Origin of the sequence: Enterobacter sp. BWH52 (genome assembly GCF_001037565.1) — a bacterium.
GTDB classification, from domain to species: Bacteria; Pseudomonadota; Gammaproteobacteria; order Enterobacterales; family Enterobacteriaceae; genus Enterobacter; species Enterobacter hormaechei_C.
On the sequence record NZ_KQ089854.1, the window covers coordinates 1693550 to 1714203 of the forward strand.

General features: G+C 49.8%; 31 protein-coding genes. 26 read left to right on the plus strand and 5 right to left on the minus strand.

Annotated elements, in window-relative coordinates; all coding sequences use genetic code 11:
* Positions 1-413: 413 nt before the first annotated feature.
* The 4 genes from SK47_RS07985 to SK47_RS08000 form a co-directional block, all read right to left on the minus strand.
* A complete protein-coding gene (locus SK47_RS07985) occupies positions 414-839 on the minus strand; it encodes a hypothetical protein (protein WP_048243790.1) in 426 nt (141 codons plus the stop codon).
* Positions 839-1294 (minus strand): type II toxin-antitoxin system HicB family antitoxin, encoded by a 456-nt coding sequence (locus SK47_RS07990; RefSeq protein ID WP_023330794.1) that lies wholly within the window; start codon positions 1292-1294, stop codon positions 839-841. The genes SK47_RS07985 and SK47_RS07990 overlap by 1 nt, the downstream gene beginning before the upstream one ends.
* Complete coding sequence (locus SK47_RS07995; RefSeq protein WP_048243792.1) at positions 1287-1541, minus strand: type II toxin-antitoxin system HicA family toxin; 255 nt, start codon at positions 1539-1541, stop codon at positions 1287-1289. The genes SK47_RS07990 and SK47_RS07995 overlap by 8 nt, the downstream gene beginning before the upstream one ends.
* A gap of 125 nt (positions 1542-1666) precedes the next feature.
* Positions 1667-2419 carry an XRE family transcriptional regulator gene (locus tag SK47_RS08000; protein ID WP_048245045.1) on the minus strand — a complete coding sequence of 251 codons (753 nt, stop codon included), beginning with the start codon at positions 2417-2419 and terminating at the stop codon, positions 1667-1669.
* A gap of 34 nt (positions 2420-2453) precedes the next feature.
* Here SK47_RS08000 and SK47_RS23030 point away from each other — a divergent pair, with 34 nt between their 5' ends.
* The 21 genes from SK47_RS23030 to SK47_RS22745 all read left to right on the plus strand — a co-directional run bounded on the left by SK47_RS23030 (position 2454) and on the right by SK47_RS22745 (position 14944).
* Entirely contained in the window at positions 2454-2705 is a 252-nt protein-coding gene (locus SK47_RS23030; protein ID WP_006809185.1) for a hypothetical protein, read from the plus strand.
* Positions 2706-2727: 22 nt separating this feature from the next.
* A complete protein-coding gene (locus tag SK47_RS08005; RefSeq protein ID WP_075262084.1) occupies positions 2728-3288 on the plus strand; it encodes a YmfL family putative regulatory protein in 561 nt (186 codons plus the stop codon).
* A 163-nt stretch (positions 3289-3451) separates the two neighbouring features.
* Positions 3452-3631, plus strand: a complete 180-nt coding sequence (locus SK47_RS08010; protein ID WP_032619902.1) for a DUF4222 domain-containing protein — start codon at positions 3452-3454, stop codon at positions 3629-3631.
* Entirely contained in the window at positions 3621-4499 is an 879-nt protein-coding gene (locus SK47_RS08015) for a conserved phage C-terminal domain-containing protein (protein WP_048243794.1), read from the plus strand. Before SK47_RS08010 ends, SK47_RS08015 begins: the two co-directional genes overlap by 11 nt.
* Complete coding sequence (locus SK47_RS08020) at positions 4496-4990, plus strand: hypothetical protein (RefSeq protein WP_048243796.1); 495 nt, start codon at positions 4496-4498, stop codon at positions 4988-4990. Before SK47_RS08015 ends, SK47_RS08020 begins: the two co-directional genes overlap by 4 nt.
* A complete protein-coding gene (locus SK47_RS08025) occupies positions 4990-5742 on the plus strand; it encodes a hypothetical protein (RefSeq protein ID WP_048243798.1) in 753 nt (250 codons plus the stop codon). Before SK47_RS08020 ends, SK47_RS08025 begins: the two co-directional genes overlap by 1 nt.
* A 4-nt stretch (positions 5743-5746) precedes the next feature.
* Positions 5747-6412, plus strand: coding sequence for an MT-A70 family methyltransferase (locus SK47_RS08030; protein WP_048243800.1), 666 nt, complete (start codon positions 5747-5749; stop codon positions 6410-6412).
* The gene (locus tag SK47_RS08035; RefSeq protein WP_048243802.1) at positions 6409-6732 is read left to right on the plus strand and encodes a LexA family protein; all 324 of its coding nucleotides are present in this window, start codon (positions 6409-6411) and stop codon (positions 6730-6732) included. The genes SK47_RS08030 and SK47_RS08035 overlap by 4 nt, the downstream gene beginning before the upstream one ends.
* Positions 6729-7118, plus strand: coding sequence for a RusA family crossover junction endodeoxyribonuclease (locus SK47_RS08040; protein WP_048243804.1), 390 nt, complete (start codon positions 6729-6731; stop codon positions 7116-7118). Before SK47_RS08035 ends, SK47_RS08040 begins: the two co-directional genes overlap by 4 nt.
* Positions 7115-8104, plus strand: coding sequence for a DUF968 domain-containing protein (locus SK47_RS08045; protein ID WP_048243806.1), 990 nt, complete (start codon positions 7115-7117; stop codon positions 8102-8104). Before SK47_RS08040 ends, SK47_RS08045 begins: the two co-directional genes overlap by 4 nt.
* A gap of 12 nt (positions 8105-8116) precedes the next feature.
* The gene (locus SK47_RS08050) at positions 8117-8695 is read left to right on the plus strand and encodes a DUF1133 family protein (protein WP_048243808.1); all 579 of its coding nucleotides are present in this window, start codon (positions 8117-8119) and stop codon (positions 8693-8695) included.
* A gap of 113 nt (positions 8696-8808) precedes the next feature.
* Entirely contained in the window at positions 8809-9381 is a 573-nt protein-coding gene (locus SK47_RS08055) for a hypothetical protein (RefSeq protein ID WP_048243811.1), read from the plus strand.
* 89 nt (positions 9382-9470) lie between these two features.
* Positions 9471-9875: a putative holin gene (locus SK47_RS08060; RefSeq protein ID WP_006809173.1), complete on the plus strand. Its 405-nt coding sequence runs from the start codon at positions 9471-9473 to the stop codon at positions 9873-9875.
* On the plus strand, positions 9872-10153 hold the full coding sequence (locus tag SK47_RS08065) for a phage holin family protein (protein ID WP_000220248.1): 282 nt from the start codon (positions 9872-9874) through the stop codon (positions 10151-10153). The genes SK47_RS08060 and SK47_RS08065 overlap by 4 nt, the downstream gene beginning before the upstream one ends.
* Positions 10150-10776: a glycoside hydrolase family 19 protein gene (locus tag SK47_RS08070; protein ID WP_048243813.1), complete on the plus strand. Its 627-nt coding sequence runs from the start codon at positions 10150-10152 to the stop codon at positions 10774-10776. Before SK47_RS08065 ends, SK47_RS08070 begins: the two co-directional genes overlap by 4 nt.
* Positions 10777-10783: 7 nt before the next feature.
* A complete protein-coding gene (locus SK47_RS08075) occupies positions 10784-11053 on the plus strand; it encodes a hypothetical protein (protein WP_048243816.1) in 270 nt (89 codons plus the stop codon).
* A gap of 4 nt (positions 11054-11057) precedes the next feature.
* Entirely contained in the window at positions 11058-11186 is a 129-nt protein-coding gene (locus SK47_RS24260) for a hypothetical protein (protein ID WP_255353992.1), read from the plus strand.
* A gap of 89 nt (positions 11187-11275) precedes the next feature.
* A complete protein-coding gene (locus tag SK47_RS23035) occupies positions 11276-11884 on the plus strand; it encodes a DUF2441 domain-containing protein (protein ID WP_048243818.1) in 609 nt (202 codons plus the stop codon).
* A gap of 725 nt (positions 11885-12609) precedes the next feature.
* Positions 12610-13059 (plus strand): hypothetical protein, encoded by a 450-nt coding sequence (locus SK47_RS08085; protein ID WP_048243820.1) that lies wholly within the window; start codon positions 12610-12612, stop codon positions 13057-13059.
* A gap of 65 nt (positions 13060-13124) precedes the next feature.
* A complete protein-coding gene (locus SK47_RS08090) occupies positions 13125-14582 on the plus strand; it encodes a glycosyltransferase family 2 protein (protein WP_048243822.1) in 1458 nt (485 codons plus the stop codon).
* 11 nt (positions 14583-14593) lie between these two features.
* Positions 14594-14944 carry a hypothetical protein gene (locus SK47_RS22745; RefSeq protein WP_053071084.1) on the plus strand — a complete coding sequence of 117 codons (351 nt, stop codon included), beginning with the start codon at positions 14594-14596 and terminating at the stop codon, positions 14942-14944.
* On the opposite strand, the gene SK47_RS08100 is transcribed toward SK47_RS22745, so the two are convergent.
* Positions 14916-15209 carry a hypothetical protein gene (locus tag SK47_RS08100; protein ID WP_048243824.1) on the minus strand — a complete coding sequence of 98 codons (294 nt, stop codon included), beginning with the start codon at positions 15207-15209 and terminating at the stop codon, positions 14916-14918. The two genes, SK47_RS22745 and SK47_RS08100, sit on opposite strands and share 29 nt — an antisense overlap.
* Before the next feature lie 164 nt (positions 15210-15373).
* On the opposite strand from SK47_RS08100, the gene SK47_RS23040 reads away from it, so the two are divergent.
* The 5 genes from SK47_RS23040 to SK47_RS08130 all read left to right on the plus strand — a co-directional run bounded on the left by SK47_RS23040 (position 15374) and on the right by SK47_RS08130 (position 20582).
* Positions 15374-15967: a hypothetical protein gene (locus tag SK47_RS23040; RefSeq protein WP_075262085.1), complete on the plus strand. Its 594-nt coding sequence runs from the start codon at positions 15374-15376 to the stop codon at positions 15965-15967.
* Complete coding sequence (locus SK47_RS08115) at positions 15960-16328, plus strand: HNH endonuclease (RefSeq protein ID WP_048245051.1); 369 nt, start codon at positions 15960-15962, stop codon at positions 16326-16328. Before SK47_RS23040 ends, SK47_RS08115 begins: the two co-directional genes overlap by 8 nt.
* A 108-nt stretch (positions 16329-16436) precedes the next feature.
* Positions 16437-16931 (plus strand): terminase small subunit, encoded by a 495-nt coding sequence (locus SK47_RS08120; protein WP_000954404.1) that lies wholly within the window; start codon positions 16437-16439, stop codon positions 16929-16931.
* Complete coding sequence (locus tag SK47_RS08125; protein WP_156172554.1) at positions 16928-18589, plus strand: terminase large subunit; 1662 nt, start codon at positions 16928-16930, stop codon at positions 18587-18589. The genes SK47_RS08120 and SK47_RS08125 overlap by 4 nt, the downstream gene beginning before the upstream one ends.
* A 58-nt stretch (positions 18590-18647) precedes the next feature.
* Positions 18648-20582: a phage major capsid protein gene (locus SK47_RS08130; RefSeq protein WP_048243833.1), complete on the plus strand. Its 1935-nt coding sequence runs from the start codon at positions 18648-18650 to the stop codon at positions 20580-20582.
* The last annotated feature ends 72 nt before the right edge of the window (positions 20583-20654 follow it).

Genomic DNA, 20654 nt, shown 5'->3' on the forward strand with positions numbered 1-20654 from the left:
GGCTGTCACCTGATCGCCACGCTGGTGAAACGTCTCTGGCCGTCGTGCTTGCCTGGCTTGCACATTCCGGCTACCCGCTGGATCTGGATACTTGAAGGAATCCCCGGACCGCTGCGGCACATGTGCTATATACCGTACTGCTAACCTACCGATGGATTAAATATGTACCAATAGTTCAATAATGTAAAGTACCAAAAGTACACATTTTGTGTTTTACTACGTAACGTACTGAAATTAAGCGGATTTTAATTGTTTTAATGCCGATTATATGATCAATAAAACACCAAAAGGTGCGCACTAATGGATTTGAGAGATGAAAGGGTGAGCATGATGTTCATGCTATGGGCGGGGCGGTTATGGATTTATCGCTATCAGATCAACCTAAAAACCCGGCGATTAGGCCGGGTAATATCTTAATTATCAGTAGGTTTTGGAGACCATGGTAACTTGATGGTGTCTAATACTGTATCTTTAAACATGTTTTCAAATACTAATTTTGTACAGACGTAAACATAATTCTCAAAGAACCAAGAGTTTTCATTATAGAAATCTTCAGTAACATTTTCATCAAGGTAGCATTCAAAAGTTAACGTCAAGTTAGCTTCTGCTTTGAAGAGCACATCTTCGCCGTCTTCAATGTTCGTTTTGTCACGTGGGAAGCCGATCACTGAAGGTGTGACCTCAATAAATACCCAATTTCCATCTTCATCATTCTGCGGAATCACGCGGTGTTCAGAAAATTTTAAGCTGTATTTCCCGCCCTCAGAGTTGTCATCGTCGTTGATAAAAAGTGAAGAGCCCTCTAAATCGAACCCTTTAAAGCGAATCTTATCAAGCATTAGTGCTGTACTCCGTTATCCACTGAAACTTCCCAATAGGTTTCTTCAGTGCGTCTTGAGGAGAAGAACGAGACTTCCCTCACATCCCTTGGCTTTTCAAAGTGGTAATGAACCTCTTTTCTTCCATTTACCGACTCACTTACGGCCTGTTTTACATAATCATTTAAAGTCATATTTTTTGACTTGGCCGCTAAGTATGCTTTCTTATGGAGCGATTCACCTATACGCACATTGAAGGAACCACTCATTGTCTTATCAGGCGACTTCCCGATCTCTTCACAAGTTGCGAGATAGTCGTCAACGGCCTCTTCAAAGGCAGCACGAAGCTCCGCAACGGTAGCGCCTTCATATGTGACGAGATCATTTATGCATTCGAGCTTCCCATGCATAACTCCGTCTTCAAATGAAATGCTGGAGCTACCATAGTACCCTTTGTATTGCATCAGGTTATTCATGATCATCAATCTCATCTAACAGCAGTTTAACTTCTTCCAAGACATATCTTTTGAGGGTGTTTTCAGGATGTGGCTCATGAAAAATTACTAATTTATCAAGGGCTTGGCTGTAAAATTTGCGTCCTGAACCACGTTTCGCGTTCAAAAGCTTGAAGCCATACTGGCTCATAAGCGCGACAAGTTCATCCCAAGTGAAATTTTTGGGCAACCTATCTAACTTCAACCTTAACTTTTCCTTTCTTCCCACGAAGAATACATCCTCTGTTAAAGATAGTGCAACTGAAATCTAGTTGCAATCTATGCTAACAATAGACAGATTGTTTCAAAGTTTTCCCAGAAAGCACTAGCTAGGCTGACCCTCTGCGTGAACTACTACAGTCTGTTGTATTTTATAGACTCGTGAATCAACGCCTTACCCATGACATAGAACTGATCATGGTTTCCTTCGTTGATGTACCACTTCTCATAAGCTGGGTTATCGGACAGAACGGCTAATTTGTCACCTTGCATCTGAAGACGCTTAACGTGGAAAGTCCTACCGTAAACGAAAGAGTAAACTCCGTCAGTCTGGAAATGTCGCACCGAGATATCCACGAACAACCTATCCCCTGACACTAGCGTTGGGGCCATGCTGTCCCCGCTTACCGTCATCACCTTGACGTCTTGCTGCGGACGATTACCAAAGAGAGAGCGGGCGTGTTCGGTGGTGAACTCGATGGCATAAAGCACCTCAACATAGTCCGAAAGCATGTAATTTCCGGGACCTGCGCTGACAGAAAGATCCAGAACTTCTACACGGTAAACATCGCTGCTCATGTTGGCTTGTCTTTTGATAATTCCGTCCTCAGAAGAATCACCTAGCAGGTAAGTTGCAGACGTGCCAAGAAGAGCTGCCAGATCCTGCAACTTTCCACGCCTTGGTATTGCTTCCCCGTTAAACCATTTACTCACAGCTTTAGGTGTTAGCTTCATTTTCTTGGCAATTTCTGCCTGTCGGCCATGAGTCTGAAAACCAGCTTTTTCACAGGCCAGCGCTAGCCTTTTGGAGAAGTCTTGTCGCGCTCTTTCTTCCTGAACCATGAGTTCAATAATAGGCGTGCTTGCGTGAACTATCAGTTCCGTCATAATATGTACTTTAAGTTCATAAAGTGAGATGCATATGCAAGAGGAAAAACTCCCAACTCTTACCGAAGCAATTAAGGAGATTGGTGTCATTACCATCTCTTCTGCTTGCGGATGTAGTGCTCGTTCCATCTACAAGTGGATGAAAAAAGGATGTCTGCCTCGTACAGATTTTACTGGCGAGACTAATTATGCGGAAAAAATCGCTTTAGCCTCCGAGGGTAAATTCTCAAAGGAATTGATCAAGGCGATTAGTCGTCCCCAAAAGCCTACAGATTCAGCAGTTTGATAGAAACCACAGAAAAGAGGAGATGACCGTGGGTATAGAACCTGAATGGAAAGTTGAGAAGCAGCCAGCCTGGCTGGTGGCAGCAATCAGAAAGACGATTGCGGCGTTGCCTGGCGGGTACGCTGAAGCGGCGGAGATTCTGGACGAAACCCAGAATTCACTCTTTAACCGCCTTCGTGCTGGTGGCGACCAGATCTTCCCAATGGGCTGGGCAATGGTGCTTCAGAGCGCTGCTGGTGTGAGTTACATCGCTGATGCTTTCTCTCGTGAAACTGATAACGGAATTCATGTCCCTGGCGCAGTGCCAGATGATGAAAACGAAGAGATTGGCTTGAAACTGGCCGAGCTGGTGGGCCGACTTGGTGACCTGGTCAATGCTTACCGTCATTACATTGAAGATGGAATAGTTGACCGGAGCGAGTGGCAAAGTCTTAACGATATTGCGTATGAGTTCAGGGTCACCCTCATGACGTTCCTGAACCTTATTTCCCGTGTTTATTGCCTTCCAGAAATGGGTGAGGCCCGCGAGTGTGCAGCTCCGGGCCCCTTGGCGTGTCGTATCAGTGGAGAAACTAACGCATGAACAGTGTAACGGTAAACAACCGTCTCCCGCAACTCCGTGGTATTCCCGTTGTTGGAACATCGTCGTTTCGGTATGAGCGCATGGTATCAGGCCGTTGGGTTCCATGTAACCACAGCAGGGCAATGGCGATTGTGGGTGTCTGGCGTCGGAAGGGGAGAGCGATATGCGAGAACTTAACCGGCGCTTCAGAGATCACTATGGCGTACCCGTGCGCGTCATCAGGTGGGAGCCCGAGACCCGACGCGTTATATACCTTCGCGAAGGGTACGATCATGAGTGCTTCAGCCCTCTTGAGCAATTCCAGCGTAAATTTACAGAGTTAAAGGACGACCATGAGCACTAAATTAACCGGTTACGTTTGGGACGCTTGCGCTTCTTCAGGCATGAAGTTGTCCAGCGTTGCCATCATGGCGCGTCTGGCAGACTTCAGCAGTGATGAAGGGGTTAGTTGGCCTTCCATTGCTACCATTGCGCGCCAGATTGGTGCTGGTGAGAGCACGGTACGCACAGCTATTTCTCAGCTGGAAAAAGACGGTTGGCTGACTCGCCAGCAGCGTCGTAAAGGCAACCGCAATGCATCGAATGTTTACCAGCTCAATGTTTCGAAATTACAGGCAGCTGCCTTTTCTCACCTGTCAGAATCTGACGCGTCAAAATCTGATGCATCAAAATCAGACCCGTCAAAATTTGATGCGTCGAAAAACAGTAATAATGGCAGTTTTCACCCGTCAGAATCTGGTGGGGATCCGTCAGTAAAATCAACTACTGATCCATCAGATAAAAAACCTAATTGTCAGGTTGCGTCGCAACCCGACACTGCATGTGTCAATCAGGTTGATTTGATAACTGGTCAGGCAGTCTTAATCCTCAACCATCTCAATGCCGTTACTGGTAAGACATTCCGCAAGGGGAAAAGCTCCCTGGATAATATTCGCGCCAGACTTCGTGAGAACTTCACACACGATGAGTTGCTGTTGGTTATTGATTACAAGCACGAGCAGTGGAAAGACACGAAATACTACGAACACATGCAGCCAACAACTTTGTTCAGGCCGACCAAGTTCGAAGGATATTTGCAGAACGCGTTGCGCTGGAATAGCAAAGGCCGACCTAAGCGTGAGGACTGGGACGCTGTCCGCAAACAAGATCCATTGAAATTCGGTCAGCCAGACAAAGTCATCCCAGCAGGCTTCAGAGGAGCGAACTCATGAGCCTTCTGAAAGATATTCAAATATTCATCGCTGATAATCCTGGTTTAACGAACAAACAGATCGCAGCTTCAATGCCTCAATACGACGTTCACGCTGTTCAGCGCGGTGTATGCCATCTGGTCAAACTGAATCGCGCAACCCGCCAGCATAACGGCAAGTGCTACCAGTATTTTGCCAAAGCACCGGGTGGCGAGGTTGGCGAGGGGCGTTATGCACTGAAAATCAACCGGGCTGATAAACCAGCTGTACCAGAACAGGAAGAAGCTTTGAATCCGGCTGTGACCACAATGATGGATAAGGCTCAAGGCCTGTTTGAAAAAGGGCTCTACCAGCGTGCGGCCACAGTACTGATGGATGCCTTCAATCGCTCTAAGAACGAAGAGCAGCGGATGAAGATATTGATTGAGCGTCAGCGTTGCCTGAGCATGGCGCCGAAAGTGAAAGCACCCTCTGATGCATGGTGTCTGGCTGGCCGAGCGAGGAATGTCTGATGATCCACTACCACGGAGGACCAATCACACCGGACACATGCGCGCTGAAGGCATGGAAAGGCAGGCACGCTTTCATCTCCTTCGCTAACCCCGGCCAAATAGCCCTGGCCAGCGAAGTCACCCAGTCTTTCGCGCTGGATAACGGCGCATTCAGTTTCTGGACAAAGAATCGTGTTGTTGACTGGAGCGAGTATTACCGCTTCGTTGAGCGCTGGGGTAACCATCCTCGTTTCGGGTTCGCTGTTATTCCAGACGTTATCGGCGGCACCAGTGAAGAGAATGACGCTCTTATTGCTGAATGGCCTCACGGGAAAGTCGTAGGAGCGCCGGTGTATCACTTTAACGAGCCAGACGAGCGCTTTATTCGTTTGTGTCATGAGTTCCCGCGCGTTTGTATCGGCAGCATGGGCGAATATGACGCCAAGCGACCAAGAGCGTGCCGGGCGAAACTGCGCGACCTGATACGTCACGTAGTCGATAAAAACGGCTACCCAATTACGAAGCTTCATGGCCTTCGCATGCTGAATAAAGATATTTTCACTCACATCCCGCTGTCGTCAGCTGACAGCACCAACGTTGCGCGCAACATCGGAATAGATAAGTCGTGGGATAAATCAGCCTACGCGCCAGCCAGCAAAGAAACCCGCGCGGCGGTGCTGGTTGAACGCATTGAATCATTTAACTCCGCAAGTTCATTGAATTACGACGCAGAACGCGATCGGTTCACGCCACAACTTGCTTTTGAGGTGTAACGCGATGACCGGGAAATACTCACTCATTTATGCCGACCCAGCCTGGCTTTATGACAACAAAGCCAGTAACGGTGCAGCAGAAGATCACTACGACACGATGAAACTGATCGACATGAAGCGCTTGCCGGTTTGGGACCTGGCTGCCGATGATGCAGTTCTGGCTATGTGGTTTACCGGAACCCATACCCGAGAGGCTATCGAGCTGGCTGAAGCGTGGGGCTTTAAGGTCCGCACGATGAAGGGCTTTACCTGGGTAAAGTTCAACCCACTGGCAGAGAAGCATATCAACAAAGCACTTCAGGCAGGCCGTGTGGAAGATTTTTACGACTTCCTCGACCTGCTGAACGCACAGACACGCATGAACGGCGGTAACTACACCCGAGCCAATACCGAAGACTTGTTGATCGCCACCAGGGGGAATGGACTTGAACGCAAGTGCGCCAGCATCAAGCAGGTTATTTACAGCCCACTCGGTGAGCACAGCCAGAAGCCAGCAGAGGCCCGTTTCCGCCTGGAGAAGCTTTACGGTGATGTTCCACGCATCGAACTATTCAGCCGTTGCGGTGCACCTGGCTGGGACCACTGGGGAAATCAATCTGAATCACCAGCTGTTGAGCTTATACCGGCAGTTGCCGTTCCCATGAAAAAACTACAGGAGCGCGCCGCATGAAACCTGAATTAACGCTGCGTCAGAATGAAGTGTTTGAAGCTATCAAGATTCACATCGAAAAGGCTGGCTTTCCACCTACGATGCTGGAGCTTGCCGGATTAATTGGCTGCGCATCGCCGAATGCTGCTGTAGAGCATGTGAAGTCACTTAAGAAAAAAGGTTACATCACTGTTGCTCCTGGTGCTGCCAGGGGCATTACCGTCGTCAAAACGGAATGGGATGCAGATCCAGTGACGATTATCAAAGACCTGCTATCCGGTGGAGATAAGGCCAGAGATAACGCTGTTGAATGGCTGAAAAAACAGGGACTGACGTTATGAAACTGGTGCTCCCGTTCCCACCGAGCGTAAACACATACTGGCGAGCCCCGAATAAGGGGCCGTTAAAGGGCCGCCATTTGATCAGCGCCAAAGGCAGGGCATATCAAAGCGCGGCCTGTGTAGCCATTGTCGAGCAGCTTCGCTTTCTTCCCAAACCTTCAACGGCACCTGCTGACGTTGAAATTATGTTGTACCCACCAGACGAACGCCGCCGCGACATCGACAACTACAACAAGGCTCTGTTTGATGCGCTTACGCATGCTGGCATTTGGGAGGATGACAGCCAGGTGCAGAGAATGCTGGTGGAGTGGGGGCCGAAAGTGCATGGAGGAAGGGTAGAAATATCGATAACCAGACATCAACCAACAATGGGGGGAATTGGGTGAGAGCCATACTGACGCCTGAAATTGCGCCGATGTCCGGGGTGGTTCTGTTCCGCCCTGGTACCGAACTGCTCTGGCTATTCCGTCAGGGAAGGGTAGTTATTGAGCCACCATCCGAAGCCATACAGCATCTGCCATCTGGATTAATCCCTGAAGCCCACCAGCCCCTGACTGACGATGCCAACATGCAGGCTATTTTCGTTAACGAGAGGGTCATTCAGCGAGCTGGTGGATTGAGTAGCCTTGATGCCTGGCTGGAGAGAAAATTTGAATGTCAGTGGCCTCACACTGACTGGCATGCCAGTGACTTTACGGTAATGCGCCACGCTCCGGGGAGCATTCGTCTTTGCTGGTCGTGTGATAACCATTTACGTGAGCAAACCACTGAAAGACTGGCAGGAATTGCCATGCAGAACCTGGTAAAATGGCTGCTGGGAAGGGTAAATATTGATTTAGGTTTCAGCCCTGAACACACTCTTTCGCTTCCTGAGTTCTGCTGGTGGATGGTACGTAATGATCTGGCTGACCTTGTTCCTGAATCTGTGGCGAGTAAAGCACTCAGAATCAAGCCAGAACAGCACAGTTCAGTGATGAGGGAAAGCGACATTGTCCCGTCATTACCGGCTACGCAAATCTTTCAGGAGAAGGCAAAGAAGATAGTGGCGGTGAAGGTCGATCCTGAAACGCCGGAATCTTTCATGCTGAGGCCAAAGCGCCGACGCTGGGAAAACGAGAAATACACCCGCTGGGTGAAGTCGCAGCAGTGCAGTTGCTGCAATAACCCGGCAGACGACCCCCACCACTTGATAGGACACGGGCAGGGTGGAATGGGTACTAAGGCGCATGACCTGTTTGTGATACCGCTGTGCAGAGCGCATCACGACGAGTTACACGCTGATCCCGTGGCATTTGAAGCGAAATACGGCGACCAGTTAACGCTGCTGTTTCGGTTTTTAGATCGTGCGCTGGCAATCGGCGTACTGGCGTAAGTGGAGACGCAAATGATCAATCCTTCAGAAGTAGGTAAATCCGGCGAGTTGGTTCGCCTTCGCACTCTAGAAAGTATCTGGGTGCAGGGAAAGCTCCGCATGTGGGGTCGCTGGTCTTATATCGGTGGTGGCTCGGGCGGAAACATGTTCAACCAGTTGCTGGCTTCCGGGAAAATAACCAAATCCGCTATCAACGATGCGCTGCGCCGCATGAAGAAATCCGGCATCACCAAACCCGAGCTGGAAGCATACCTGCGTGAAATCCTCGACAGTAAAAACAAAACTGGCCTGGCGTTCTGCTCAGACGAGGAGGGGCTCAAGATTGACGGCGTTATTGCTGCGGTATTGATGAACGAAGAATACCGTGGGCTGTATGGCGTGATTGTTGATCGTCATCGTCTGCGTAAAAGCAAACTCCAGATGGCTAAAGAACTTAATTCAAAACACCCCGACTGGACCCCTATTACATGCCGTCGTCGCATTGATACATGGGTAAGTCTTGCAGAATCGATCCTGTACTCACCACTCTGTGACGCGTTCGGCACAAATGGCGACAGATTTAAGTTGCAGAGTGAGCAAGAAAGTGCTTAAATTGTGTTAGGCTCGGGACAGTAAAGCGTTCTGAGCAATAGAACGAGTCATAAACCCGCAAGCAATGCGGGTTTTTTGTTATGATGACCTTTTAAATTCATTAAGGTCTCGTCATGTGGTTAGGCATACCATTCCTATACGTTCATGAGCGTTTAGCAGATACAATCAGTATTGATAAAATTGCTACAGTTTCTGTAGACTCTTCATTCTCATGGGAAACCATAATTGCAGCTTTCATTAGCGGCTTGGTTCCCGCTTTAATTTCTTTATATGTTATCCGGCAAAATAATGAATCGGTTAGATATCAGCAAAGCCGCGAAGACAAAAGGAACTATGCAGCCCATGTTAGGCTTAACGTCAGTGAATATGCATATCAGCTCACGAAAGTAAAAGAGTTACATTCTGAATGGATAGATGAAGGGATTAAAAGTGTTAGCTATAAACGCCCTGAAATTGAAAAAAATATGTCGGCTGCTTTACTTGAGCTTGAGAAATTTAAAGTAAGTTTGCTTATATCAGTACTTGAAGATGAAAAAGGATTGGCCTTTAAAAAATCAATAAATGACATTCAAAGTTATCTGTCAGAAATAATCATAAAGAAACATGCAAGTATAAATGACTCAAGGAACTGGGTTGGTAGATATTCTGATTTTATATCTGACGCTAATAAATATCTTAATAACTGACCATTCAATCGATTAACACATAAGCCACGTTTAGTGGCTTTTTTTATCCCCTCGTTCTGAGAGGAATCACGGCAATAAGAGGGGGCTAAATGTCCGCAGAACCGATATCTGCTACGGCAACTGCTGGTGTTGCTGCCGGAACTACCGGGATCACCTTCGCCACGATGTTTCCAGAAGCTACTCCAGCCGTAATGCTTTGTTCACTTGCTGGGGCCGCTCTTTACGTTTTGAGCAGTGAAGATCATAAGCTCTGGAAGCAGATACTGTTTGCGCTTATCTCATTTATCGGTGGGGTTTACTGCGCCGGAACAGCATCTGAAATCATCGCAGCGCTTATCAATGCGGCATTAAGTCACCTTTCTCCGCCAGTTGCCGTGAAAGTATCTCCAGCCATTGGCGCGCTGGCGGCCTCAACGGTTTCTGTCACCGTCCTGCTTCGTGTTCTTAAGCGCTCGAAGACAGGAGACTTACCCGGATTGAAGGGGGAAGAATGACGTGGCAAACACTGATCCTGAACATTAATGCTGTTGCATGCATCCTGATAACCATACGCCTGATGTTCTTCAGAAAGCGGAGCCTACGCCGACGCCGTCTGATGGAATTTTTGGCGTATGGGCTGATTCTCGCACCAGCGTTTACTGCTTTCCGAATCTGGCATGGTGATTACGTGCAGGTTGATTACGGAGAGTTGGTCGTCAATCTCGTTGTCTGCATAGCCGTATGGCGAGCGCGCGGCAACATCGCAAGAATCGCAGGGGAAAGCACAACGTGAACCAATCACAATTTCAAAAGGCGGCTGGGCTAAGCGCCGAGTTAGCTGCGCGCTGGTTTCAGCCAATCAGTGATGCGATGGAACAGTTCGGCATCACCAAGCCGGTAGACCAGGCCATGTTCATTGCTCAGGCTGGGCACGAATCAGCAGGTTTCACTCTGCTGGTGGAGAGCTTCAACTATCGCATTGCAGGACTGGTTAACTTCATCCGTGCGGGACGCCTCACGGCAGACCAGGCTAACGCGCTTGGGCGTCGTCCTGAAGAGCGAACATTACCGATCGAGCGACAACGCGCCATCGCGAACCTGGTATACAGCAAGCGCATGGGTAACAACGCTCCCGGCGACGGCTGGTTATACCGTGGGCGTGGGCTTATCCAGATTACTGGCCTCAACAACTACCGTGATTGCGGCAACGGCCTGAAGGTTGATTTGGTCAAGCAGCCTGAGCTACTGGCCGATGATGTTTATGCAGCCAGAAGCGCTGCTTGGTTCTTCGCTACTAAGGGATGCCTGAAATACTCCGGAGACCTTATGCAGGTGACGAAGATTATCAACGGCGGCACTAACGGGCTGGAAGACCGTCGTGCTCGCTTCGGTCATGCCAAAACGGTCCTGGTGTGAGGTTGATATGGAATTCGAAACGCTTATCGCTATTGCTGCGCTTGTTATGGCTGCTATCGCTGGTGCCTTTGGGATTGGTCATTCACGCGGCACAAGCAAAGCCGAAGCCAAAGCCGACCAGCAGCGCACTGAAGATAACGCAGCTGCAACGGTCGCAGCAGCGGAACGCCGGGTAGAGGCAACTAAAGAGGCCAGCAATGTACAGCAGACTGTTAACCATATGCCTGATGACGATGTTGATCGCGAGCTGCGCACAAACTGGACCCGTAAGGGTTGAGGTAGTGGACACGGCTTGCGACTGGGTTAAACCCATCTACGGAACGGACCACGACTGGGATGTACTGGATAAGCAGACGAAGCGCGACATCCTGGCGCATAACAAAGTGTGGCAGGTGAACTGCCACGAGTAAGTAAAATCTAAAACAAGTCTATGTTAACCGGCGTTTGCTAGAGTATAGGAAAATGTTATTGTGTTACTTATTTGTCAATGGAAGCCAACATGGACTTTTTTTACATAGCAACTAAATCGCAAAATTCTTGGGTTCGACATAAACCAATAGCTGTGGGCGATTTAGTAAGTACGACTTTCCCAAATCCATTTTTTAACTATTTTCTTAATTCAAGCATCCCACCTATCCCAGTTGATGTTGATGGTCAGCTAGTTAATTATACCAGAATGCAGTGGCTCTATGGATTGAAGGCAGGAACTATAACTACGGGCACATCTGCACAGCTAATAGCTACCGTAGGCCAAGAAATGGCCATGCATTTTTGTAAATACACAAGAGAGCTGATTTGGGAGGCGGTTCGGGTAGAAAACTACTTGGATAAGCCTTCTAGACAAAAATGTCTTTGGGTTTCTCAAGGTGAAGACAACCTGAACTATTGGATATCACAATTGGGGCTAGGTAAAAATCAGGCTGTTTTCCGTGTCGACTTGGAAGGGAAAACACATGAGGCAAGTGATGAACACCTAATGAATGATGATATTCCTTACGATCTTGCTTTAGAAAAAGCACATAAGTATTGGAAAGGGGAAATCAGTAATCCATTAGCCAAAGAGATTCTTTTTGAAGGGAAGATGAGGGTTTTGGAACAAGTTTCATAACCGCCTACAGGCGGTTGTTTATTTTACGGATAAACCAAATGAGCAAGTAAAAAGGATAGGCCAAAGTCGTTAAGTAATGCAGCATACATGATGTTGCCCCGAGTCGCGTAATGACGAGCAGCTATAGCAGAACGTTATAAGGGTAAATAAAGGGACATACTCCGGTAAAGCAGCGCGAACGCCAGACGCGCACCGGTTATAAGCGGCGATGAAGCGACAGCAACTCAAGGGCATGAGCGTGGCCACTCCGGGTAGTGGCAGCCATTACAACGCCCACCTGCTGGTGGGCTTGATAATAGTTATAAGATTAAGCGGATGAATCAATCAGCTGATTATCTTGCGCATCAAGATTTCTTCCTGCTCGTTAAGCCTGGCATACTCGCTTATTTGTTTAATAAGTGACTCTTTGTTATTAGACATCATGGATGAAACATAGCAGCCAGTTCGCCATTCGAAAAAGCTCACCAAAAATAAGGTTGATGCTGTTGAATGCTGATAATGTATTGAGAGGTGATTGCAAATTTTTTTCGTTACCATGGAGTTAGTTTTTACTTAATGCAAATTACCAGGATTTATAATGCTTTATTGATATGAGCTATATGGATACTTAACGGTTGCTAAAAGAGAATTTAGCACCACTAAAAATAGTAGGAATAATCTTACGTTGTTGTTGCTGTTGGCACAATATGGATAATAACTTTGCCTAAACAAAACAATAGCAACCGATGAAAATTCACTTTATTACAATCGCCTTGCTGGCGACGATTTCTTCGCCATCCTACGCAGCGTTTCAGGAAAGAGAATACAATACCTGGTATCAAAAAGATGCTGTACTCTACGACATTACCCAGACCTCAGAGGGATTGCCTGTCATGATAAGCATCTCTCAACCGGGGAGGGAGTCAGCTAATATGCTCGTATCCTATATGTCCGATGGTGGTTGTGGAGATAAGAAGGTGCGGCTTAATGCTAACGGGAAGGATGTGCCTGCAACTTACACCTGTGTATCAGTCGGAGCAGACAGGATTGAACACTTTTCAGTGAATGATGCAAGCAAGGTCAATGAGATGGTTAACCACCTCAAGTCAGATTTCACTTTGTTGCTTCAGAACGATATCAAGGTCTGGGCTGCTAACATAAAGACGCCGAAGTATGGCTTAGCACCAAAATTTTAAATCTCAAAATTTAACCGCCTGATGGCGGTTTTTTATTTTCAAAATTTGCGCATCAGAGGATAAATATGCAGGTCACTATTGACGGTGTTTCGTTTGTTCCTGCCTGCGCTTCAGCGTCACGGATTGGCATTGCCATAGCTACCCACAACCGGCCAGACATTTTAAAGCTCGCCATTGAGCAGCACACCAAACATCTTCCCATCGGTGCGCTGGTGGTGGTTATCGACGATGGCTCTAAACCTGCCGCAGTAGTGCCTGACGGCGTGCAGTTGCTTCGCCACGAAACATCACTCGGCATTGTCGCTTCGAAGAACGCCAGCCTGTCAGCCCTGATGGATGCCGGATGTGAGCATCTCTTCCTGTGGGACGATGACGCCTGGCCCATCGCTGATAACTGGCACTTGCCTTACATCGAATCACCCGAGCCACACCTGGCTTACCAGTTTCTCGATCTGGCAGGGACGAATAAGTTGAAGGATATGGCGGTCCTGTACCGGGATGATAAGCACATCGCTTACACCGGGCAGCGCGGCGTGATGCTGTATTACCACCGCAGCGCCATAGAGAAGGTTGGCGGTTTCGATCCCGTTTACGGTCGCGGCATGTACGAACACAGTGACCTCGCGCTACGTATCCATAACGCTGGCCTGACGACATGGGCTTACGGTGATGTGGTCGGTTCAGAAAAACTGATCCATTCTCTCGATGAGCATGAAGCCGTAGAGCGTTCGGTACCGCGTCCCGACCGACAGGCGCTGGTGGAACGTAACGTGAAGATCCACAACGAACGGCGTGATGCCGGGTTTACTGGTTACGTTGAATACCGCCAGCAGCGCGACGTGGTTATCACAACGCTGCTCACCAGTCAGCCTGACCCGCAGCGCGGCACGAAAATGGTGGCTTCGCCTGACATGCTGAGCAAATGGGCGGCCTCGCTTCGCCAGTGTGGGCGTATAGCGCTGGTAGATGAATTACTGACGGCCCCGGCAGATGTTGAGCTGTATCTCGTACCTGACGTGAAGATGAATGTCTACTTCCGTCGCTGGCTGCACATCTGGCAGCACCTGCGAGAACACACTGAATACCGGTTCGTATGGTGTACTGATGGTACCGATGTCGAAATGCTTCGCGCGCCGTGGGAAGAAATGGAAGCCGGAAAGGTGTATGTCGGTTCAGAACCGAAGACCTACGCCGACACCTGGGCAAAGCAGAATCATCCGGAGCGCATCTATCAGGAGTTTATCGAAGCGCACCGCAACGATGTGATGCTTAACGCTGGTCTGCTGGGTGGCACCCGCGCTGATGTAATGGCGTTCGCTCACGGCATCATCCGTCTTTACTACCGGATCGAGAGTTATCGTTTCTGGAAGAAAGAACAGGTTGGCGCCGCGGTGGGTGACATGCTGGCGTTCGGTATTGTCGCGCAGTCATTCGCTGACAGGTTGGTCACCGGCCCTCTGGTACATACCGTTTTCAAAACTGATGGCATCGGCAAAGAAAATGCTTGGTGGCGCCATAAATAACAGGAGTTCTTATGATTTCATATGAGGTTGAGTTTCCGACTCAAAAATCGTTTAGCTTAAAAATAAACGGTTACTCTTCAGCGGAGGGACTGGACTGTAAAACGGTTGAGTCTATTGGCGGTGACGTCAAAGTACAACTCGATAAGAAGACAATGCTGACTGTACCTTACCGTGAAGATATTTCGTCAGACTTCACTCTGGAAGGATATAAGGCGAGAGCAGTAATCTATGCGGAAGGTATTGTAACTAAGATTGTATTTGCGGCCCAAATGCAGGCCGCAGAAAGCATTCAAGAAGATGATAAAATGAAGGATCGCCTTCTTGATACAGTTGCTATTTTAACGCGCGATTCACTGCCTTGATTGCCATTTCAAATGCGTCCTTTGTGTGGGGATCATTTCTCGCATCGCTATCAGGAATTTTTGCTTGAGCCTTTTGAAGGGATTCCAGCAGCTTTTGCGATGGTTTTGTATTGGGAGATAAAGAGTCAATTAATCTTAATACATTAGTTAGCATAAGCCCTGTCATGACTTCGTGTGTCAGCAGCTTTTGCTTCTGATTGGCATTTTCTTCTTCAAGTTTGCGAATGCGTGCCTCGAAGCTTTCTATGCGTTGTTCGTTAGACATAATATTTCCTTATTCAGAGGTAATCAGCCATCCCTCCGCAACAGAGTGCGTCAGTGTCTCACCACTGACGGGCTGAACACATACTTTAACCAGGGTTAAAGCGAAGCGATAGCCTGAGACACAGACAGTAGCCGCCATCGTGCGGCTTTTTTATTGGAGATTCGCTGGTGGCTGAAGACATAAAGTTTGTGGTGGTCGGCCATGTCTCTCGCATAGTTCATGCACAACGTCTTGCTGCGCTGCTTGATGCTCATCTGCTTATTGATGACGGTAACCACGGAGCTAACTGGAATCATCGCCGAGCGCTTGAATGGGCTGCCTGCCAACCCTGCCGGGTAGTGGTGTGTGAGGACGATGCGCTTCCTGTTGCTAGTTTTACTGAATTGATGGATGAGTGGTTTGCTCGTTTTCCCGAGGCGCTAGTGAGCTTTTATCTCGGTACCGGCCGCCCGCCACAGTATCAAATGCAGATAGCCGAACGGCTGATAGTTGCTGATAAGACTCGCACAGACTTCATCACTTTGCCGCGACTGATACACGGGGTTTGCTATAGCGTACCTCCTCAGCATATTGAACGAGTCCTTTCTCGATGGGACAGCAGCAAGCCTGCCGATTATGCCGTTGGTGATGCCTATGGCGGGGCTGTGGTTTATCCGTGTTACTCGCTGGTGGATCATGCTGATGGTGAGCCTGTTGAGCGTCACCCTGACTCAGTGCCACGTACAGAACGCCGTCGGGCGTGGAGGTTACATGTCTAAGCTCACAACGTTAAAACCACGCCTGAAAGTCATTGAGACGCGTCGCATCAAACCGGTTTACGGTGAGCAGCGCCGCATAAGTGGAAGTGCAAGGGTGAGTTTGAAGCGCCGCATCTATGCGCGTGACAGTGGTCACTGCTGTATGTGTAATCGGGTTGTTGATTTGACTGACAGTGAACTCGACCACCGCATCGCGCTTCAGTTCGGTGGCGATAACTCGGAGCGCAACCTGTGGACTCTCTGCACTGAATGTCATGCAGGTAAGTCTGCACGTGAAGCCGCCACCGGTCAGCCAGATGAACAAGCGCTGAAGCATAAGGTGCCTGAAGGCGGTCAGGAGTCAGGGTTTGTAGGGCTCTGACCCCTGCCAACTCCTGTGGGGGGGTATCATCCAGAGTAAACATCGATCGCCCTGGACACCGCCCCCCCTCTCATTCGCAGAAAAAATCCCCCTCTGGAGGGTGTAAACATGTTAACAGCGCAGAAGCGGAAATATGCTCTCGCGCTGATGTCCGGGATGTCTCAGAAGGATGCGGCAATAAAGGCGGGATATTCTGAAAAATCCGCGCGTTCCAAGGGGTCGCAGCTTGCTAAAGACCCGGAGGTCATCGCGTTTATTGAGCGGAAAAAACGAGAAAAAGTTGAGGTGGATGACGAACCTGCGTATCGCAGGAATGTTTATACCCCAGCAGTAAACACTCCTGAAGAAAAACGACCTCCTGCGGCATCGTCCGCCGGTGAGTATGAAGACCCTCTCGACTTCCTGAAATCGGTTATGAACAACGTTGGTTACGAAATCGAAACCAGGAAAGATGCTGCAAAGGCCATGCTGCCTTATATGCATCAGAAGAAAGGTGAGGGCGGTAAGAAGGATGCAAAAGCTGAGGCTGCCAAAAAAGCGGCCAATAAGTTCGCAATTCAGCAGCCGCCGAAACTGGTGGTTAACAATCGCGGGAATACATGATGCCGGAGTGGACAACTGCCTGCCCTGACTGGGCGGAGCGCCTGAAGAAAGGCCTGTCTATTATTCCTGCCCCGATTTACCCGGAGCAGGCTGAAATAGCCCTGAACGTTTTCAGGCAACTGAAAATCGTTGATGCTCCAGGATCGCCAACTTTCGGTGAGTCCTGCGCACAGTGGGTTTTCGATCTCGTTGCCGCGCTGTTCGGCTCCTATGATGCCGAAACCGGCCGCAGACACATTACAGAAGTGTTTGTACTGATCCCCAAAAAAAACTCCAAATCTACGCTGGCCGCCGGGATAATGATGACGGCCTTGCTGCTCAACTGGCGTCAGGCTGCCGGGTACACCATCATCGCCCCGACTGTAGAGGTGGCGACAAACGCCTTTAACCCGGCGCGCGATATGGTAAAGCGGGATGATGATCTGGATGACCTCTGTCAGGTGCAGACACACATCAGGACCATCACCCACAGGGGAACGGACACGACGCTGAAAGTGGTGGCCGCCGATCCCAACACCGTATCGGGGATTAAATCTGTCGGCACGCTCATTGACGAGTTGTGGCTTTTTGGCAAGCAACATAACTCCGAAGATATGCTGCGCGAGGCAGTCGGTGGCATGGCATCACGACCGGAAGGCTTTGTGATGTACACAACCACGCAGTCCAACGAACCGCCTGCTGGTGTGTTTAAGAAAAAGTTACAGTACGCCCGTGACGTTCGCGACGGAAAAATTCACGACCCGCATTTTCTTCCGGTGATATTTGAGCATCCACCGGAAATGGTTGCCAGCGGAGAGCATCTTCTTCTGGATAACCTCGCGATGGTTAACCCCAACCTGGGTTACTCCGTTGACGAGCAGTTTCTTTACCGCGAATACAACAAAGCGAAAGAAGCCGGGGAAGAAGACTTCCGTGGCTTTATGTCCAAGCACGCCAACGTTGAAATCGGTCTCGCCCTGCGCGCTGACCGATGGGCAGGGGCGGATTTCTGGGAGCAACAGGCAAGGCGCGTCACTTTTGAAGATATTCTGCGCCGCTCTGAGGTGGTCACAGTTGGTATAGATGGCGGTGGTCTCGATGACCTTCTTGGCCTGGCCGTTATCGGGCGCGATCGCCAGACTCGCGAATGGTTATGCTGGTGTCATGCATGGGCGCATACCATCGCCCTGGAAAGACGAAAGAGCGAAATTTCAAAATTAAAGGATTTTGAGAGGGCCGGTGACCTGACGATCGTTAAGAGGGTGGGCGAGGATGTTGAGCAGGTTGCAGAGTATGTCAGCCGGATTTATGAAGCCGAACTGCTGGACAAAATCGGGATTGACCCTTCTGAGGTCGGGCAAATTCTTGATGCGCTCAGTGAGGCAGGCATTCCTGATGAGGCTGTAACCGGGGTCAGCCAGGGCTGGAAACTCGGCGGCGCCATTAAGACTACCGAGCGAAAGCTGGCTGAAGGTGTTCTGCTTCATGGTGGTCAGCTTCTGATGGCATGGTGCGTAGGCAACGCCCGTGTAGAGCCGAAAGGTAACGCCATACTCATCACCAAACAGGCCAGCGGGAAGGGGAAAATTGACCCTCTTATGGCCACATTCAACGCCGTTACGTTAATGGCGCTTAACCCCGAACCGGTCAAAAAAGACTACCAGGTATTTTTCGTTTAACACACACGTCAGTTAATTGCCCGCGCATGCGGGTTTTTTCATTTCTGGAGGCCAGCAAATGACGCTTAAACGCGCCTGCACCCTCATGACGGTGAAGTCGGTAAATGAGGATGAGCGGATTATCACCGGCATCGCCTCAACACCGTCTCCCGATCGTGACGGTGACATTATGGAGCCGGAGGGGGCGAAATTCCGCAGCGATACGCCGTTCCTCTGGCAGCACGACCGCTCTCAGCCTATTGGCACCTGCACGCCAAAAATGGTGAAAGAGGGGTTGCAGATCACAGCAAAGCTCGTGAAACCAACCCCTGACATGCCATCCCAGTTAATCGCACGTCTTGATGAAGCGTGGGCTTCGATTAAGACGGGGCTGGTACGCGGCCTGTCGATTGGGTTCCGCCCAATTGAGTATTCCTTCCTGGATGAAGGCGGTATTCGCTTTTTGTCCTGGGACCTGCTTGAGGTCTCGGCGGTGACCATTCCGGCCAATGCCGAATGCTCCATCCAGACCGTTAAATCTTTCGATCGCCAGTTTCTCGCCGCGTCAGGCAATGAGAAACCGGTAGTGAAAACTTCTAAAACCGCTGGCGCTACAGCACCCAAAACCAAAAAAGGAAACATTTCGATGAATATCGCAGAACAAATCAAGAGCTTTGAAGCGAAGCGTGCAGCGCTGGCCGCATCACTTGATGAAGTGATGTCAAAGGCGGCTGAAGAGGGACGCACCCTGGACGCTGAAGAAGAAGAGAGCTACGACAACACATCCGCAGAAATTAAATCAGTTGATGCGCACCTCAAACGACTGCGCGACATGGAAAGCAATCTGGCATCGACTGCAAAACCGGTATCTAAAGCTGCTGGTGGCGAATTCACCACCGTGAAGGCAAACGCGCCGGGGATCATTCGCGTTGAGCAAAATCTGGAGAAAGGTATCGCCTTTGCCCGTTTTGCCAAGGCACTGGCGGCGGCAAACGGCAGCCGTTCTGAAGCGCTGGAAATTGCACGTAAGCAGTACCCGGATGATGCGAAACTTCACCATGTGCTGAAAGCCGCTGTTGGTGCTGGCACAACGACCGATCCTCAGTGGGCTGGTGCGCTGGTGGAGTATCAGGAATACGCAAATGATTTTGTTGAATTCCTCCGCCCGCAGACCATTATCGGTCGTTTCGGTCAGGGTGGTATTCCTGCCCTGCGTCAGGTCCCGTTCAACATTCGCATTCCGGCACAAACTTCCGGCGGATCTGCAAGCTGGGTAGGTCAGGGTAAGGCCAAGCCGCTGACCAAATTCGACTTTGAGTCCATCACGTTCAGCTTCGCCAAAGTCGCAGCCATTGCGGTGCTGACCGATGAGCTGATCCGGTTCTCCAATCCGGCAGCTGATGCACTGGTGCGTAATGCGCTGGCAGAAGCGGTCATTGCACGCCTGGATACGGACTTCATTAACCCGGCGAAAGCTGAAGTTGCTAACGTCTCTCCGGCCTCAATTACCAACGGTATTGTGGCTGTTCCATCAACCGGCGATCCGGATGCAGATGCTGAAGCGGCATTCGCTCAGTTTGTCTCCAATAACCTCCAGCCAACTGGCGGCGTGTGGATCATGTCCAGCACCAACGCGCTGGCACTGTCCATGAAGAAAAATGCTCTGGGTCAGAAAATGTATCCGGAAATGACCCTGCTTGGCGGCACATTCCAGGGGCTTCCGGCTATCGTTTCGCAGTACGCCGGAAGCAATCTTACCCTGCTGAACGCGCCGGATATTTATCTGGCTGACGACGGTGGTGTGGCAGTGGATATGTCACGTGAAGCCTCTCTGGAAATGGAAAGCGATCCTACTGGCGACAGCGTCAGCCCAACCGGAACGGAGCTGGTTTCCATGTTCCAGACGAACAGCGTGGCTATCCGTGCCGAGCGCTGGATCAACTGGAAGCGTCGCCGCACGGCAGCGGTGGCGGTTATTTCTGGTGTGAACTACGGCTCTAACCAGGGAAGCTAACGCGAAAGGAGGGCGGGGGAAACCCCGCCATATGCATGGCAAAAATCAGATATCTGCAACGCACACATGACT